The 15337-nt window shown below is 60.5% G+C and carries 13 protein-coding genes; 6 read left to right on the forward strand and 7 right to left on the reverse strand.

The features are described from left to right. Window position 1: 1 nt before the first annotated feature. Together QD461_RS15895 and hisB are read right to left on the reverse strand one after the other, a co-directional pair. Window positions 2–532, reverse strand: coding sequence for a DUF2628 domain-containing protein (locus QD461_RS15895; RefSeq protein WP_414088578.1), 531 nt, complete (start codon window positions 530–532; stop codon window positions 2–4). A gap of 97 nt (window positions 533–629) precedes the next feature. After that, entirely contained in the window at window positions 630–1238 is a 609-nt protein-coding gene (gene hisB, locus QD461_RS15900) for an imidazoleglycerol-phosphate dehydratase HisB (protein WP_414088579.1), read from the reverse strand. Window positions 1239–1451: 213 nt separating this feature from the next. Here hisB and hslV point away from each other — a divergent pair, with 213 nt between their 5' ends. From hslV to QD461_RS15925, 5 genes are all read left to right on the forward strand, one after another. Continuing rightward, entirely contained in the window at window positions 1452–1979 is a 528-nt protein-coding gene (gene hslV, locus QD461_RS15905; RefSeq protein WP_414088580.1) for an ATP-dependent protease subunit HslV, read from the forward strand. Window positions 1980–2026: 47 nt separating this feature from the next. After that, window positions 2027–3337, forward strand: a complete 1311-nt coding sequence (hslU, locus tag QD461_RS15910; protein ID WP_414088581.1) for an ATP-dependent protease ATPase subunit HslU — start codon at window positions 2027–2029, stop codon at window positions 3335–3337. A 275-nt stretch (window positions 3338–3612) separates the two neighbouring features. Continuing rightward, the gene (locus tag QD461_RS15915; RefSeq protein ID WP_414088582.1) at window positions 3613–4566 is read left to right on the forward strand and encodes a DUF1402 family protein; all 954 of its coding nucleotides are present in this window, start codon (window positions 3613–3615) and stop codon (window positions 4564–4566) included. A 223-nt stretch (window positions 4567–4789) separates the two neighbouring features. Next, complete coding sequence (locus tag QD461_RS15920; protein ID WP_414088583.1) at window positions 4790–6184, forward strand: cytochrome P450; 1395 nt, start codon at window positions 4790–4792, stop codon at window positions 6182–6184. Window positions 6185–6433: 249 nt separating this feature from the next. Beyond that, complete coding sequence (locus QD461_RS15925) at window positions 6434–8602, forward strand: malate synthase G (protein WP_414088584.1); 2169 nt, start codon at window positions 6434–6436, stop codon at window positions 8600–8602. A 185-nt stretch (window positions 8603–8787) separates the two neighbouring features. Here the strand turns inward: QD461_RS15925 and QD461_RS15930 are convergent, their stop codons facing one another. Further along, window positions 8788–9462, reverse strand: a complete 675-nt coding sequence (locus QD461_RS15930; protein ID WP_004127592.1) for a L,D-transpeptidase — start codon at window positions 9460–9462, stop codon at window positions 8788–8790. 179 nt (window positions 9463–9641) lie between these two features. Here QD461_RS15930 and QD461_RS15935 point away from each other — a divergent pair, with 179 nt between their 5' ends. Then, entirely contained in the window at window positions 9642–10130 is a 489-nt protein-coding gene (locus tag QD461_RS15935) for an MmcB family DNA repair protein (protein ID WP_414088585.1), read from the forward strand. A gap of 68 nt (window positions 10131–10198) precedes the next feature. Here QD461_RS15935 and QD461_RS15940 read toward each other — a convergent pair whose 3' ends face one another. From QD461_RS15940 to QD461_RS15955, 4 genes are all read right to left on the reverse strand, one after another. Further along, window positions 10199–10786, reverse strand: a complete 588-nt coding sequence (locus QD461_RS15940; RefSeq protein WP_414088586.1) for an ActR/PrrA/RegA family redox response regulator transcription factor — start codon at window positions 10784–10786, stop codon at window positions 10199–10201. Between the two features lie 75 nt (window positions 10787–10861). Beyond that, window positions 10862–12199 (reverse strand): ActS/PrrB/RegB family redox-sensitive histidine kinase, encoded by a 1338-nt coding sequence (locus QD461_RS15945; RefSeq protein WP_414088587.1) that lies wholly within the window; start codon window positions 12197–12199, stop codon window positions 10862–10864. A 2-nt stretch (window positions 12200–12201) separates the two neighbouring features. Then, window positions 12202–14691: an ATP-dependent helicase HrpB gene (gene hrpB / locus QD461_RS15950; protein ID WP_414088588.1), complete on the reverse strand. Its 2490-nt coding sequence runs from the start codon at window positions 14689–14691 to the stop codon at window positions 12202–12204. A gap of 410 nt (window positions 14692–15101) precedes the next feature. Beyond that, the coding region (locus tag QD461_RS15955; RefSeq protein WP_414088589.1) for a hypothetical protein at window positions 15102–15337 on the reverse strand (236 nt) is incomplete at its 5' end.

A 15337-nucleotide genomic window follows, 5' to 3' on the forward strand; every position in this document is an offset into this window, starting at 1 on the left:
GTCAGCGTCCTCCGTCATAGCCAGGAAGGCCGAAGCTCGGGCCTGGGCGGCTGGTATTGCTATTGAATGCAGGGATATTCCAATTCTTTGGATGGATATCCGCTTCTGACTCCTGCTCGATTTGAGAGAAGTGGATCTCTTCCGCAGTTGCCAGATCGCGCGCAGAAACGAGGTTTTCGATCTTCCAGCCGCGGTTGATCAGCCGCTGTCCCACCGCATCCGGCCCCTCAAGCCCCGCCAGAATGTGAACGCCCAGCCAAATGGCTGCTCCGGCAATGAAAAATCCCGGCTGGCGCATCAGCTCCAAGGCAAAGCCCTGCAAGAGGATGGCGGCGACGGCGTGCAGCCAGAGGCGATTGAAGAGCATCCAGAACGCTGGAAACAAAAACGCCTTCCACGAAAAGCCGTCGCGGATGAATCGCGTTCCATCACGATATCGATCCGATACTTCGGATCGATTGGGCGCTCCGGGGGGAGACAAAATCAGATAGCTTGCCATTTCCTCAGTTCCCCATTTTGGGGCTAAGAGCATGATGCCGAAAAGTCTACGCGGTTTTCGGCATTATGCTCTATCTGTTTGATTCTAGAGCCGGATGATTTCAGGTCGGTTCGACTTGAAATCATCCGGCTCAGGCGAGCGTGCCTTTCGTCGATGGCACTCGGCCTGCCTGCCGCGGATCGATCTCCGTTGCGGTGCGCAATGCGCGCGCAACGGCCTTGAAGCATGTCTCGGCTATATGGTGATTGTTGGCGCCATAATGGTTGAGGATATGCAGCGTGATGCCGGCATTCTGCGCCAAAGCCTGGAAGAACTCGCGCACCAGCTCGGTATCGAAGGTGCCGATCTTCGGCGCACTGAACGAAACATTCCAGACTAGGAAGGGTCTGCCCGAGAGATCGACGGCCGCTTTCGTCATCGTTTCGTCCATGGCGAGATCGATCGAGGCGTAGCGGGTGATGCCGCGCCGGTCGCCCAGCGCCTTCGCAATCGCCTGGCCGATCGCGATGCCGGTGTCTTCGACGGCATGATGGTCGTCGACGTGCAAGTCGCCCTTGGTGTCGATCTCCATGTCGATCAGCGAATGTCGCGAGAGCTGTTCCAGCATATGGTCGAAGAAGCCGACCCCCGTCAAAATCGTCGACTTGCCGCTGCCGTCGATGTTGACGGAAACGGAGACCGAGGTCTCGTTGGTCTTGCGGGAAACGCTTGCCGTACGGCTTGCTGCGGTCTCTGCCATGGGATGCTCCATCGGAATACGGCCGTTCCTTATCAGGCGGATCGAGAAATATCCAGAAGTTACGCGTGCGGCCCTCGTCTTTAGCCGGCTCGCTCGAACCAATCCGGTCCGGCTGCCATTTGCAATCGTCAAAACCCCTCTTACATAGGTGCTGACGGGGCCGATGTGCGGCCCGGCAGAAAGCCCGCCGAAATGGGGGCAAACAGGTGTTGAATGACGACAATCGTGACTATTCGCAAGAACGGCAAGGTCGTGATGGCTGGTGATGGCCAGGTGAGCCTTGGCCAGACGGTAATGAAGGGCAATGCGCGCAAGGTTCGCCGCATCGGCAAGGGCGATGTCATCGCCGGTTTCGCCGGCGCGACCGCCGATGCCTTCACCCTGCTCGAGCGTCTCGAGAAGAAGCTCGAACAATATCCCGGTCAGTTGATGCGCGCCGCAGTTGAGCTCGCCAAGGACTGGCGCACGGACAAATATCTGCGCAACCTCGAAGCGATGATGCTGGTTGCCGATAAAAGCGTAACGCTCGCTATCACCGGCAACGGCGATGTGCTTGAGCCGGAACATGGCGCCATGGCGATCGGCTCCGGCGGCAATTTTGCGCTCGCCGCCGCGCGCGCGCTGATGGATAGCGACAAGTCAGCAGAAGACGTCGCCCGCCGCGCCCTCGATATCGCTGCCGACATCTGCGTCTACACGAATCACAACGTGATCGTCGAAACGCTGGATGCCGAAGCCTAAGACGTTCCTCTCTTGATAGTTTCTAGCCCTGACAGGGAACACGCGAAATGACTACTTTTTCCCCCCGCGAGATCGTTTCCGAGCTCGACCGTTATATTGTCGGCCAGCATGAGGCCAAGCGCGCCGTGGCGATCGCATTGCGCAATCGCTGGCGCCGCCAGCAGCTTGAGCCTGAGCTGCGCGACGAAGTCATGCCCAAGAACATCCTGATGATCGGCCCGACCGGTGTCGGCAAGACGGAAATCTCCCGCCGTCTCGCCAAGCTTGCCGGCGCTCCCTTCATCAAGGTCGAAGCCACGAAGTTCACCGAAGTCGGCTATGTCGGCCGCGACGTCGAACAGATCGTCCGTGACCTCGTCGAAGTCGGCATCGGCCTGGTGCGCGAGAAGAAGCGCAACGAGGTGCAGGCCAAGGCACATATGAGCGCCGAAGAGCGCGTGCTCGATGCATTGGTCGGCGCCACCGCTTCGCCTGCAACGCGTGACAGCTTCCGCAAGAAGCTGCGCGACGGCCAGCTGGACGACAAGGAAATCGACATTGAAGTGTCCGATACCGGCTCCGGCATGCCCGGCGGTTTCGAAATCCCCGGCATGCCCGGCGCCAATATCGGCGTGCTCAACCTTTCCGAAATGTTCGGCAAGGCCATGGGCGGCCGCACGAAGAAGGTGCGCACCACGGTCAAGGATTCCTACAAGGAGCTGATCCGCGACGAATCCGACAAGCTGATCGACAATGAGGCGATCCAGCGTGAGGCCGTGCGCTCGGCCGAAAATGACGGCATCGTCTTCCTCGACGAGATCGACAAGATCGCCGCCCGCGATGGCGGCATGGGTGCCGGTGTCTCCCGCGAAGGCGTGCAGCGTGACCTGCTGCCGCTGGTCGAAGGCACGACGGTTTCGACGAAGTATGGTCCGGTCAAGACCGACCACATCCTCTTCATCGCCTCCGGGGCCTTCCATGTGTCGAAGCCTTCGGATCTGCTGCCGGAATTGCAGGGCCGCCTGCCGATCCGCGTCGAGCTCCGTCCGCTGACGAAGGAAGACTTCCGCCGCATCCTCACCGAGCCGCAGGCAAGCCTTATCCGTCAGTACAAGGCGCTGATGGAAACGGAAGACCTGAAGCTCGACTTCACCGACGATGCGATCGACGCGCTCGCCGACGTCGCCGTGCATCTGAACTCCACTGTCGAGAATATCGGCGCACGCCGCCTGCAGACGGTCATGGAGCGAGTGCTGGACGATATCTCCTACAATGCATCGGATCGCGCCGGCGTGTCGGTGACCATCGATGCCGCCTATGTCCGCGAGCATGTCGGCGACCTCGCAACCAACACGGACCTGTCGCGCTTCATCCTGTAACCGGGCAGCTGAAGGCGATCTAAAACAGTAAACACTCGACAACGGGTCGTTAACTTTTTAGTTAGAGCGTGATGCCGAAAAGTGTGTGCGGTTTTCGGACGACATCACGCTCTACTTTTTTGATTCTAGAGCGGATTCAGATTTTAGGTCGAACAGACCTAAAATCATCCGCTCTAGAGGCCCGTTTCCTTATGTCGGATGGCTTTTTTCGGCCAAGATTATCCGCCAGTCCGTCGCACGGAAACATCGGTTGAAACTTCGACAGGACAGCCATCTTGCGACGTATACTGATCACTCTTCTTCTGGCGGTTGTCAGCTTCTCCTGGATTCCCGCCTATGCGGATGCAGCGACCTCGGTGCCTCCAGGCAACCGCAATGCCGAGCAACCGCCGGTTCCCGGCGCGTCCGTGCGGCGCACACGCGGCACCAGCTCCACTTTCGATCGCAAATACCAGAAGGTGCGGGAGCTGCTGGCGACCGACAAGAAGCTGATGTCGAAGATCAAGTCGACTGCGCGCGCCTACGGCATCGATCCGATCCATATCGTCGGCGCATTGGTCGGCGAGCACACCTACAATGTCGATGCCTATGATGGTCTGCAGTCCTACTATGTGAAGGCAGCCTCTTACGCGGGGCAGAGCTTCCGCTTCGCCTATAATGGTGAGAACGTCGACGATTTCGTCGCCCGGCCGCAATTCGACACCTGCAAGAGCAGACGAGATTCTTACAGCCTCTGGATCTGCCGCGAAGATGTCTGGGAAGACGATTTCCGCGGCAAGACAGTCGATGGCAAGTCCTACCCGGACAATCGCTTCAGTGCCGTCTTCTTCCAGCCCTTCTATGCCGGCCAGACCTTCGGCCTCGGCCAGGTCAATCCGCTGACGGCGCTGGAGCTCTCCGATCTTGTCAGCCGCACCTCGGGCATCCCGAAGCTGGATGAGAAGGATGCCGGCGGAGTCTACAAGGCGATCATGGATCCCGATCTGTCGCTGGCCTTCGTAGCTGCCTCCATCCGCAAGTCGATCGACGATTATCGATCGATCGCCGGCATGGATATCTCAGGCAACCCCGGCATCACCGCGACACTTTACAATCTCGGTAATTCCCGCAAGCGCGCCGCCGCCCTTGCAGCCAAGAACCGCGGTTCTTCTCAGCCCGTCTGGCCGGAGGAGAACTACTACGGCTGGCTCATCAACGATAAGCTGAGCGATCTGAAGTCGCTGCTCTAAGCACGTCGCGCAAAGGTGTGCAGCGACCTTGCGACAACGACATGCGCAAAAGCAAAGACCTATAGTGCGAGAAGCGATCCTGGAGATCGCGATGCGCTCTAGGCCGTGCTGCGCGACGTTTTATCGTCTGGATTTTGCGGACGGCGTTCCCCATATCGGGTAGATACGCCGCTCCAGCTGCTTTGATCAGGCAATGGCCCGGTCTTTGAGGAGAATAGATCCCATGGACATGCTTCCGGAAGCCTTCTCCCCGCCGGCGCCCATCCCGCGCACCGTTCCGCCGTCGCGATGGACGATCATCAAGACTATCCTGCGCAATCCGCTCGAACTGTGGGGCGAGCCGTCCTACACGCTGCCCTGGATCAAGACGAAGTTCTTCAACGAGCGAACGCTGATCGTCAACGATCCCGGCCTCATCAAGCATGTTCTGGTCGACAATGCCGCCAACTACCGCATGGCCGATATCCGCCAGCTCGTGCTTCGCCCCATCCTGCGTGATGGCCTGCTGACGGCGGAAGGTCCGGTCTGGAAGCGCTCGCGCAAGGCCGTCGCACCCGTCTTCACCCCGCGCCACGCTCAGGGCTTCGCCGGGCAGATGCTGAGCCAGAGCCTGGAATACCTCCACAAATATGAGGAGATCGGCAGCGAAGGTGCCGTGTTCGATGTTGCCGCCGACATGACCGAGCTGACCTTCGCCATCCTGACGGAAACCTTGTTTTCCGGCGAGATCGTCACCGAAAGCGAGCATTTCGCCGACGACGTTAATGAGCTGCTGCATCGCATGGGCCGGGTCGATCCCATGGACCTCCTGCGCGCGCCTTCCTGGGTGCCGCGTCTCACCCGCATTGGCGGCCAGCGCATGCTCGATAAGTTCCGCGGCATCGTCCACAAGGCCATGGACCAGCGTCTGGAGCGGATGCGCCGGGATCGCGCCAGCGCGCCGGACGACTTCCTGACCTTGCTTCTGGAGAAGGCCGGCCCCGACGGGCTGACGATGGAGGAGATCGAGGACAATATCCTCACCTTCATCGGTGCCGGCCATGAGACGACGGCACGCGCTTTGGCCTGGACGCTCTATTGCGTCGCCAAAAGCCCGCATATCCGTCAGGCCATGGAAGAGGAAATCGACCGGGTGCTGGCAACCGATGCCGAGCCGGTCGCCTGGCTCGATCTGATGCCCTATGTCCGCGCGTCTTTCGAAGAGGCCATGCGTCTCTATCCGCCGGCCCCGTCGATCAATCGCGCTGCCATCGCCGATGACGAATGGACCAGCCCAAATGGCGAGCGGGTGACGATTGAGAAGGGGATCACCGTCCTGATCATGCCATGGACCCTGCATCGCCATGTGCTCTACTGGGAAAAGCCGCGTGCCTTCATGCCGGAGCGCTTCCTTCCGGAGAACCGCGGCAAGATCAATCGTTTCCAGTATCTCCCTTTCGGTGCCGGTCCGCGCGTCTGCATCGGCGCAACCTTTGCTCTGCAGGAGGCAGTCATCGCTCTTGCCGTTATGATGCGGCGTTTCCGCTTCGATGCGATCGACGGCACCGATCCCTGGCCGGTGCAGAAGCTGACGACCCAGCCGCGCGGCGGATTGCCGATGCGTGTGACGCGGCGATAAAGCAGCTCCAGGGAAAGTGCCCAGTGGTTTTCCGTCCGGAACTGCCAAAAGACAAAGAGATAGGGCGGTTCAGAGTTTCAGCAAAAAAAGAACCGCTTGGCTTTTGACATTTTCCGATTGCTGTCGGCTATTGTTTCCCGCGCTGCACAAATCTTTCGAATTATTGCCAAATTGACGGAGAGCGAAACAACCCGCAAAGTGGCAGCATATGAAAGTTGAGCCGTGAAACGGCCTTGAGGAGTATTTGGCATGAGCCGCATTGAAAAGAACGGTCTGCAGATCGAATCCGTACTTTATGATTTTCTCGTCAAAGAGGCTCTTCCGGGCTCGGGCGTGGACGCCGAGACGTTTTTTGCAGGCTTCTCCGAGATCGTTCACGACCTCGCGCCGAAGAACCGCGAACTTCTCGCCAAGCGTGATCGCATGCAGACAGCCCTCGACGACTGGTATCGCAAGAATGGCGCTCCCGTCGACCTCGCTGCCTATGAAGCTTTCCTCCGGGAAATCGGCTACATCGTGCCGGAAGGCCCGGCCTTTACGATTTCGACTGCAAATGTCGATCCGGAAATTTCCGAGATTGCCGGTCCGCAGCTCGTCGTTCCCGTCATGAATGCGCGCTATGCGCTGAATGCCGCCAACGCACGCTGGGGATCGCTCTATGACGCGCTCTACGGCACCGACGCCATCCCCGAAACCGACGGCGCTGAGAAGGGCAAGGGATATAACCCCAAGCGCGGTGAGAAGGTCATCGCCTGGGTTCGCGATTTCCTTGATTCCACCGTATCGCTCGCCGGCGCAAGCTGGACGGACGTCACCGGCCTTGCCGTGAAGGATGGCGCGCTAGCGATCGCTACCAAGGGCGGTGCATCGAAACTGGCGGATGGCAGCCATTTCGCCGGCTACCTTGGTGCTCCCGCCACCCCGACGCACATCCTGCTGAAGCAGAACGGCATCCATATCGAAATCGTCATCGATACAACCACGACTATCGGTAAGACCGACCCCGCCGGCATTTCCGATGTCCGCCTGGAATCCGCCATCACGACGATCATGGACTGCGAAGACTCGATCGCAGCCGTCGATGCCGAGGACAAGGCAGGGGTCTACCGCAACTGGCTCGGACTGATGAAGGGCGACCTGACGGAAGAAGTTGCCAAGGGCGGCAAGACCTTCACGCGCCGCCTCAATCCCGACGTGACCTATACGGCGCCGGATGGCAGCACGTTCGATCTGCATTGCCGCTCGCTGATGCTGGTGCGCAATGTCGGCCACCTCATGACCAATCCCGCTATTCTCGACCGCGATGGCAACGAGGTGCCGGAAGGTGTCATGGATGGCGTCATCACCGGCCTGATCGCGCTTTACGACATCGGCCCGAATGGCCGCCGCAAGAATTCGCGTACCGGCTCGATGTATGTCGTCAAGCCGAAGATGCACGGTCCGGAAGAGGTCGCCTTTGCCGTCGACATCTTCTCGCGCGTCGAAGATCTGCTCGGCATGCCCAGAAACACGATGAAGATGGGCATCATGGATGAGGAGCGCCGCACCACGGTTAACCTCAAGGAGGCCATCCGCGCCGCCCGCGAACGCGTCGTCTTCATCAACACCGGCTTCCTCGACCGCACCGGCGACGAAATCCATACCTCGATGGAAGCCGGCCCGATGATCCGCAAGGGTGACATGAAGCAGGCCGCCTGGATCGGCGCCTATGAGAACTGGAACGTCGATATCGGCCTCGAATGCGGCCTGTCTGGCCATGCGCAGATCGGCAAAGGCATGTGGGCCATGCCGGACTTGATGGCGGCCATGCTGGAGCAGAAGATCGCCCATCCAAAGGCCGGCGCCAACACCGCCTGGGTGCCGTCGCCGACGGCCGCGACGCTGCATGCCACCCATTATCACCGCGTCAACGTCGCCGATGTGCAGAAGAGCCTGAAGAGCCGCGGCCGTGCCAAGCTATCCGATATTCTCTCCGTGCCGGTCGCTTCGCGGCCGAATTGGACGCCGGAAGAAATCCAGCGCGAGATCGACAACAACAGCCAGGGCATTCTCGGCTATGTCGTTCGCTGGGTCGATCAGGGCGTCGGCTGCTCCAAGGTGCCTGACATCAACAATATCGGCCTGATGGAAGACCGCGCCACCCTGCGCATCTCGGCACAGCACATGGCCAACTGGCTGCACCATAAGGTCATCAGCGAAGCGCAGATCATCGAGACGATGAAGCGCATGGCCGCCGTCGTCGACCAGCAGAATGCCGACGATCCCAACTACATCACCATGTCAGGCAATTTCGACGATTCGGTTGCCTTCCAGGCAGCGCTCGATCTCGTGCTCAAGGGCCGCGAGCAGCCGAATGGCTACACCGAACCGGTCCTGCATCGCCGCCGTATCGAGCTGAAGGCAAAGCAGGCAAAGTGATCCTTCGCCTCATCGAAGGCTAGCTCTATCCGTCAAAGTCTTGTCGTCTGCACTGATGTTCCGACGGCAAGGCGCCTCGAAGGAGGAGGGCGGTTGGAGCGATGTTGGATCGCTTCCGAACTACCCAAACAAAAAGGCCGCCGGATCGTGATCCGACGGCCTTTTTCAATTCCGATACCAGCGAGTTACTGGATAACGATGACCTTGGTGCTGTGGCCCGGCAGGACGCGGCTGTAGAGGTCGATCACGTCCTGATTGATCAGGCGGATGCAGCCGGACGAAGCGGCCGTGCCGATAGACGCCCATTCTGGCGTGCCGTGCAGGCGGAACAGCGTGTCCTGGCCTTTTTCATTGTAGAGGTACATGGCGCGTGCGCCGAGCGGGTTGGAAAGGCCCGGGTTCATGCCACCGTCGACATACTTTGCGATTTCCGGGCGACGAACGGCCATTTCCTTCGGCGGATGCCAGCTCGGCCATTCCTGCTTCCAGGCGACATACGCGGTGCCGGACCAGGAGAAGCCCTGTTTGCCGACGCCGATGCCGTAGCGCATCGCTTCGCCATTGCCGAGGATGTAATAGAGGTGGCGCTCGCGCGTGTTGACGATAATGGTGCCTTCAGCTTCGTCGGACTTGTATTCGACGATCTGGCGGCGGAACTGCGGCTTCACCTTCTGGATCGGGATAGCCGGCAGCTGGAAACCGTTATCGCTGGTGATGCCATAATCGCCATCGAACGTCTTGATGGTCTCAGCAGCGGTTTTTGCGGTAGCGGTCGGCGCGGCTGCGGCAGTGGTGGCATAGCCAGCCGATGCGAGCATTGCGACAAGGCCGAGTGCGGTCATAGCATTACGGATGCGCATGGAAGTCTCTTGAAATTTCGTGGCGGGGATCGGATGGTTATCTACCATCGTTGTCTACGGTTTATTTTCCATTAAACTAAACTTTGCAAGCTGCTCTGGCGCTACAAAATAGCGTCGCCGCGCAAATTAGAGGGACATGGTTTTTTTGCAACAATGCTTGCCTGTCCTTGAGGCAATTCATGACGATTTTGAACGTTTACAATAACAATCCGTTAATAGATGGCCGGCAGTCGGAACGGGCGATGCTTGTACGCAAGGGCGTGCAACTATTACTGCACGAGATGCGCCACGCGATCTTGCCCGAGTTGCCGCTTGCCAGCGGCCGCCGGGCCGACCTCATCACCATTTCCGAGAAGGGAGAGATCTGGATCATCGAGATCAAGACCTCGATCGAGGATTTCCGTGTCGACCGCAAATGGCCCGAATACCGACAGCACTGCGACCGGCTGTTCTTCGCCACCCACAAGGACGTGCCGCTGGATATATTTCCGGAGGAATGCGGGCTGTTTCTATCGGACGGCTACGGCGCCCACATGATCCGCGAAGCGCCTGAGCATCGCCTGCCGCCGGCGACGCGCAAATCGGTGACGTTGAACTTCTCCCGCGCAGCGGCACAGCGCCTGCTGTTGGCCGAATGGGCGACGGGCAAGTCCTTCACCTCGGAATAGCCCTCAAGCGACGGCGACGCTTCAATGAAAGCCACCGCCCGCTTTTCTTGGTATTGCCTTGTATTGCCTTATTTCGGCGCGCGCTTGGCGAGGATGCGCTGCAGCGTACGGCGATGCATGTTGAGCCGGCGTGCCGTCTCGGAAACGTTGCGTTCGCACATTTCATAGACGCGCTGGATATGCTCCCAGCGCACGCGGTCCGCCGACATCGGGTTCTCGGGCACCTCGGCCTTTTCGCCGGGACGTTGCGTTAGGGCCGCAAAGACGTCGTCGGCATCGGCGGGCTTTGCCAGATAGTCGATTGCACCCAATTTGACAGCAGTGACGGCTGTCGCGATGTTGCCGTACCCAGTCAGGACGACGATATGCGTATCATCGCGCCGTTGGCGGATTGCCTCGATGACCTCGAGGCCGTTGCCATCGCCGAGGCGAAGGTCGACGACCGCATATTTCGGCGGGTTGATCTTGGTCTTGGCGACGCCTTCCGCCACCGATTCCGCCGTCTCCACCGCGAAGCCGCGCGATTCCATTGCGCGCGCCAATCGGCGCAGAAAGGGGCCGTCGTCATCGACGATCAGCAATGTCGCATCCGCGCCGATATGGGCCGCGGCATCCTTGTCCACGATGTGTGGGGCTGCGATCTCTTTTTCCGTCATTCTATCTTCTATCCCGGCGACCATCCGCCTGCATATTCTAACGATTTTGACCAAGGCTGTTGTAAGCCGTCAAAATCATTTTGTCGAATTACTGTCGATCAACACGCGCGGCCATTCGACGCGGACACGGGCTCCCGGCGTTTCCGGGTCGCGGTTGGTGAAGGAAAGGGCGGCACCGGAACGTTCCAGAAGCGTCTTAGCGATGAAGAGCCCGAGGCCAAGGCCGCCGGCGGTGTCGTCGCGCTGACGGGAAGTCACGTACGGCTCGCCGATCCGCGCCAGGATTTCCGGCGAATAGCCGCTGCCGTCGTCCTCGATGACGATCGTCAGCGTGTCAGCTGTGTATTCGACGGTGACGGTCACCGTCTTGCGGGCATAGTCGACGGCGTTCTCGATCAGATTACCGAGCCCATACATGATGCCGGCATTGCGTGACAGTACCGGTTCGCCGGTGCGCGGGCTCCTTTCGATCAGTTCCAGCGCGATGCCGAATTCGCGATGGGGAGCAATGATCTCTTCCATCATCGAGGACAGCGTCAGCCGCCGCATATGCGCTTCGTCTTCCGACGAAAGCGTCGTCAGCCGCCGCAGGATGTCGCGGCATCTCTCGCTCTGGCTACGCAAAAGCGCCACATCTTCGCGAAAACGGTCGTCCTCGCGCAGCTCGCGTTCCATTTCCTTGGCAACGACGCTGATGGTCGCAAGCGGCGTCCCGAGCTCATGCGCCGCCGCCGCCGCCAGCCCGTCGAGCTGCGACAGATGCTTCTCCCGCTGCAGCACAAGTTCCGTCGCCGAAAGCGCATCGGCAAGCTGCGAGGCCTCCATCGACACGCGATAGGCATAGAATGCGGCAAAGGCCATGGTCGAGGCGATGGAACACCAGACGCCCAGCTGCATGACGCTATGAACGTTCACGGCGACGCCTTCGTACCAGGGAAGCGGGAAGGGCGAGAAGGCAAGCCCGGTGATGCAGATCATCGCAAGCGCGATTAGCGTCACGCTGTAGCGGATCGGCTGCGAAGCGAACGATATAATGACGGGCACGCAGACCAGCACCGAGAAGGGGTTGGCAAGTCCGCCTGTAATCAGCAGCAACCCGCTGAGCTGCAGAAGATCGAGGCCGAGCAGGGCAAACGCGGCCGGCGGTTCCAGCCGGTGCGTCGGGGGAAAACGCAGGGTGAGGAAGAAGTTGATCCAGGCAAGGCAGGCGATCAGCACGCAGCACGGCATCAGCGGCATGGGAAATTTCAGCCAGAAGGCGACGATCATGACGGTGGCAGTCTGGCCGCCGACTGCGAGCCAGCGCAGGCGCACCAGTGTCTGCAGCCTCACCCGCCGGCTGCTATGATGGTCGTCCTGCGCCCGGATCTCGGCCTCGGACAGCTTTTCCAATCCCCGGAAGAATCGTGCCATTGTCAGGTCCCCCTTGGCTTGGCGCGCGTGGTTGGCAAGGCATCGGCCGGATCTTCCGGCCAGGGATGCCGCGGATAGCGCCCGCGCATGTCGGCGCGCACATCCTTCCAGGATCCGACCCAGAAACCCGGCAGATCGCGCGTCGTCTGAATTGGCCGATGGGCCGGCGATGTGAGTTCCAGCAGCAACGGCAGCCGACCGCCGCCCACTGCCGGATGCTGCTTCAGCCCGAACAACTCCTGAACCCGGATGGTCAGAAGCGGCTCCTCGCCATCATATTGTATGGGATGACGCTGCCCGGTCGGCGCTTCGAAATGCGTCGGCGCCATCCGGCTGAGATCGCGCTGCAGCTCATGCGGCACCAGCGCCATCAGCCCGTTGGAAAGTCCGCCGGCCGAGATATCGGAGAGGCCGCGCGCCTCGCTTTGAAACGGCGTGAACCATTCGTCGAGCCGCGCAAGCAGCGCTTCGTCGCGCATATCCGGCCAGGGATCGCCAATCGTCCTATGCAAGAAGCCGATCCTGTCGCGCAGCTGCGCCGCTTCCTTGGAAAAAGGCAGGACGTCGATCCCCAGTTCGCGAATGCCCTCGGCCAGTGCCTTGGCAGCCTGCTCGCCGGAAGGGCGGGGCAGCGGCGTTTCATCGAAGATGATGGCACCGAGCCTTGTCGCCCGCCGTGCCCGCACCTGGCGGCTCGCTCTATCGAAAAAGTTCTGGTCTTCCGTGCGGATCTCGCCGGGCAAATGCTCCTCGACATCGGCGCGGGTAATCTCCGCCGCGGCAAGAATGCGCGCCTGCGCCGCCCGGCCGGTGAGATCGGCGATCACCAGCATTTGCGAGCCGGCAAGCCGTTCGGTCTCCGGCAGTTCCGCGCCTCGTCCGTTGGCCATGACGAAACGGCCGCGGCCGCCGCGCTGCAGGGCGATCCGGTCGGGAAAGGCGTGCAGCAGCAGCGAACCCGCGAGTGAAGGGGCAGTGGTGACGGCGCCATTGCCGCCGGCCGCAGACGCAAGCCGCCCGGCCAGCCGGCGCGCGGCTTCCGCCCGCTCGCCCTTTTCCGTTTTGAAGCGGCGCAGCCTTTCCTCGAGATCGATGCTCTGGCCGCCGAGCCCTTGCTCCGTCAGCAGCACAGCCAGCAACGCCGCTTCGCGTCCCTGGCCAAATTCCGCAGCCGAGATCACCATCGCCGCCAGGCGAGGCGGAAGGGCGAGCTCGCGCATCAGCCGGCCATGCGCCGTCAGCCCGTTTTCCGCATCGAGCGCTCCCAGCTGCCGCAGCAATGTTCGTGCTTCGGCAAGCGTCGTTGCGGGCGGCTGATCGACGAAGGCAAGCGTCGATGGATCCTGCACGCCCCAATGCGCCAGGTCGAGCGCAAGGCCGGAAAGGTCGCTGGAAAGGATCTGCGGCGGCGTGAAGGCAGGCAGAGCCGCCGTTTGGCCCGGATGCCACAGGCGAATGGCGATGCCAGGCTCCGTTCGCCCAGCGCGGCCGGCCCGCTGATCGGCCGAGGCGCGCGAGACGCGCACAGTTTCGAGCCGCGTAATGCCGGTCGAAGCCTCAAAGACCGGTAGTCGCTGCAGGCCGCTGTCTATGACAATGCGCACCCCGTCGATGGTGATGGAGGTTTCGGCAATCGAGGTGGCGAGCACGATCTTGCGGGTGCCCTGCGGCGCGGGTCGGATTGCCGCATCCTGCTCCTTCTGGCTGAGATTGCCATAAAGCGGCGCAATCACCGTCTCCGGTCCCAACCGGCCTTCGAGCCGCTCCGCCGTCCGGGTGATCTCGGCCTGTCCCGGAAGGAAGGCGAGGATCGAGCCTTGTTCGCTGGCATGCGCATCGAGGATAGCCCGTGTCACCGTATCCTCGATCCGTTCTCCGGCCGGCCTGTCCTGATGCCGGATCTCGATCGGAAAGCTGCGCCCCATGCTTTCAATGACAGGCGGCTGCTCAAGCAGGTTGGCGACCCGCTCGACGTCCAGCGTCGCGGACATCACGAGAAGACGCAGATCATCCCTTAGCGCCGATTGCACGTCCAGCGCCAGCGCCAGGCCGAAATCCGCATCCAGCGAGCGTTCGTGGAATTCGTCGAAGATAACTGTCGAAATGTCCGAGAGTTCGGGATCGTCGAGAATCATCCGTGCGAACACGCCTTCCGTCACCACCTCGATGCGGGTCTTCGCGGAGATGCGATTGTCGAGCCGCATGCGGTAGCCGACCGTGTCGCCCACCTGTTCGCCCAGCAGCGAGGCCATGCGGGCTGCCGCCGCCCTTGCCGCCAGCCGCCGCGGCTCCAGAAGAATGATCCTACCGTCGCCGCGCCACTGCTGGCCGAGGAGATGAAGCGGCACCAGCGTCGTCTTGCCGGCGCCAGGCGGCGCGGACAGCACCGCGCGCCTACGGTCGGCAAGCGCAGTGCCGATATCGGCAAGGACATGCGAGACCGGAAGTTCCGGCAATGGAGGCAGTTTATATGTCACGCCCGTCGGCTCCATATCGCACTACATAAGGTGCTGCCGTATCTGCATGGCGCTGCCGTTTGGGCGACTGCTTTATGAAGAAGCAACATGCTCCGCTTCCTTTGTTCGTTTGATGTCTATTAGGTCCTGGGCGTTTTGCTGGCAATGCGACGTCGGGCGCGTGCGCCGCCGAGACTGTTTCGGCCGGTTTGAGGTGCCGATCTGGACGATTCCGACGAAAGGCGAAAAATGAATCCGGTAAACGCATAGGATCCGGTACAAAACACCTGATTTTTCCGCGCCTTACAAAATTATAATTGTATATCAACCACTTACAAAAATGTCAGAATTTTTACAATGCTGGTGTTGACTATATCGGGTTGGGGGGTCTATAAGCCCGATCACTGACGAGGGCGGCGGCGCTGCTGGCGACGACGACCTTCGCTCTATTGTTTCCTGGATTGGCTGCGATGCTGATTGGTGGTTCTGGGCTTTGAGCTTGGGATTGCGGGAATGGTTTTCGACTGGTTTTTTCTGGTCAGTTCTTTGACAATTGAAGATGAGAAGAAAGAGAAACGTGGGCGGCGAAGCTTGCGGGACTGGAAGAGATTTCGGTTCTGGAAAGAGACTTCGACGGTTACGTTTTGAACAAGAGAATACACCTCATTATTGATCGCAGAGA

The sequence above is a fragment of the Rhizobium sp. BR 314 genome, assembly GCF_047445805.1.
In the GTDB taxonomy this organism is placed as follows: Bacteria; Pseudomonadota; Alphaproteobacteria; order Rhizobiales; family Rhizobiaceae; genus Rhizobium; species Rhizobium lusitanum_B.

Excerpts from the sequence above, each read along its gene's own strand:
- QD461_RS15895 (WP_414088578.1), bottom strand. The coding sequence starts at position 532 with ATGCTCTTAGCCCCAAAATGGGGAACTGAGGAAATGGCAAGCTATCTG.
- hisB (WP_414088579.1), bottom strand. The coding sequence starts at position 1,238 with ATGGCAGAGACCGCAGCAAGCCGTACGGCAAGCGTTTCCCGCAAGACC.
- hslV (WP_414088580.1), top strand. The coding sequence starts at position 1,452 with ATGACGACAATCGTGACTATTCGCAAGAACGGCAAGGTCGTGATGGCT.
- hslU (WP_414088581.1), top strand. The coding sequence starts at position 2,027 with ATGACTACTTTTTCCCCCCGCGAGATCGTTTCCGAGCTCGACCGTTAT.
- QD461_RS15920 (WP_414088583.1), top strand. The coding sequence starts at position 4,790 with ATGGACATGCTTCCGGAAGCCTTCTCCCCGCCGGCGCCCATCCCGCGC.
- QD461_RS15925 (WP_414088584.1), top strand. The coding sequence starts at position 6,434 with ATGAGCCGCATTGAAAAGAACGGTCTGCAGATCGAATCCGTACTTTAT.
- QD461_RS15930 (WP_004127592.1), bottom strand. The coding sequence starts at position 9,462 with ATGCGCATCCGTAATGCTATGACCGCACTCGGCCTTGTCGCAATGCTC.
- QD461_RS15935 (WP_414088585.1), top strand. The coding sequence starts at position 9,642 with ATGACGATTTTGAACGTTTACAATAACAATCCGTTAATAGATGGCCGG.
- QD461_RS15940 (WP_414088586.1), bottom strand. The coding sequence starts at position 10,786 with ATGACGGAAAAAGAGATCGCAGCCCCACACATCGTGGACAAGGATGCC.
- QD461_RS15945 (WP_414088587.1), bottom strand. The coding sequence starts at position 12,199 with ATGGCACGATTCTTCCGGGGATTGGAAAAGCTGTCCGAGGCCGAGATC.
- hrpB (WP_414088588.1), bottom strand. The coding sequence starts at position 14,691 with ATGGAGCCGACGGGCGTGACATATAAACTGCCTCCATTGCCGGAACTT.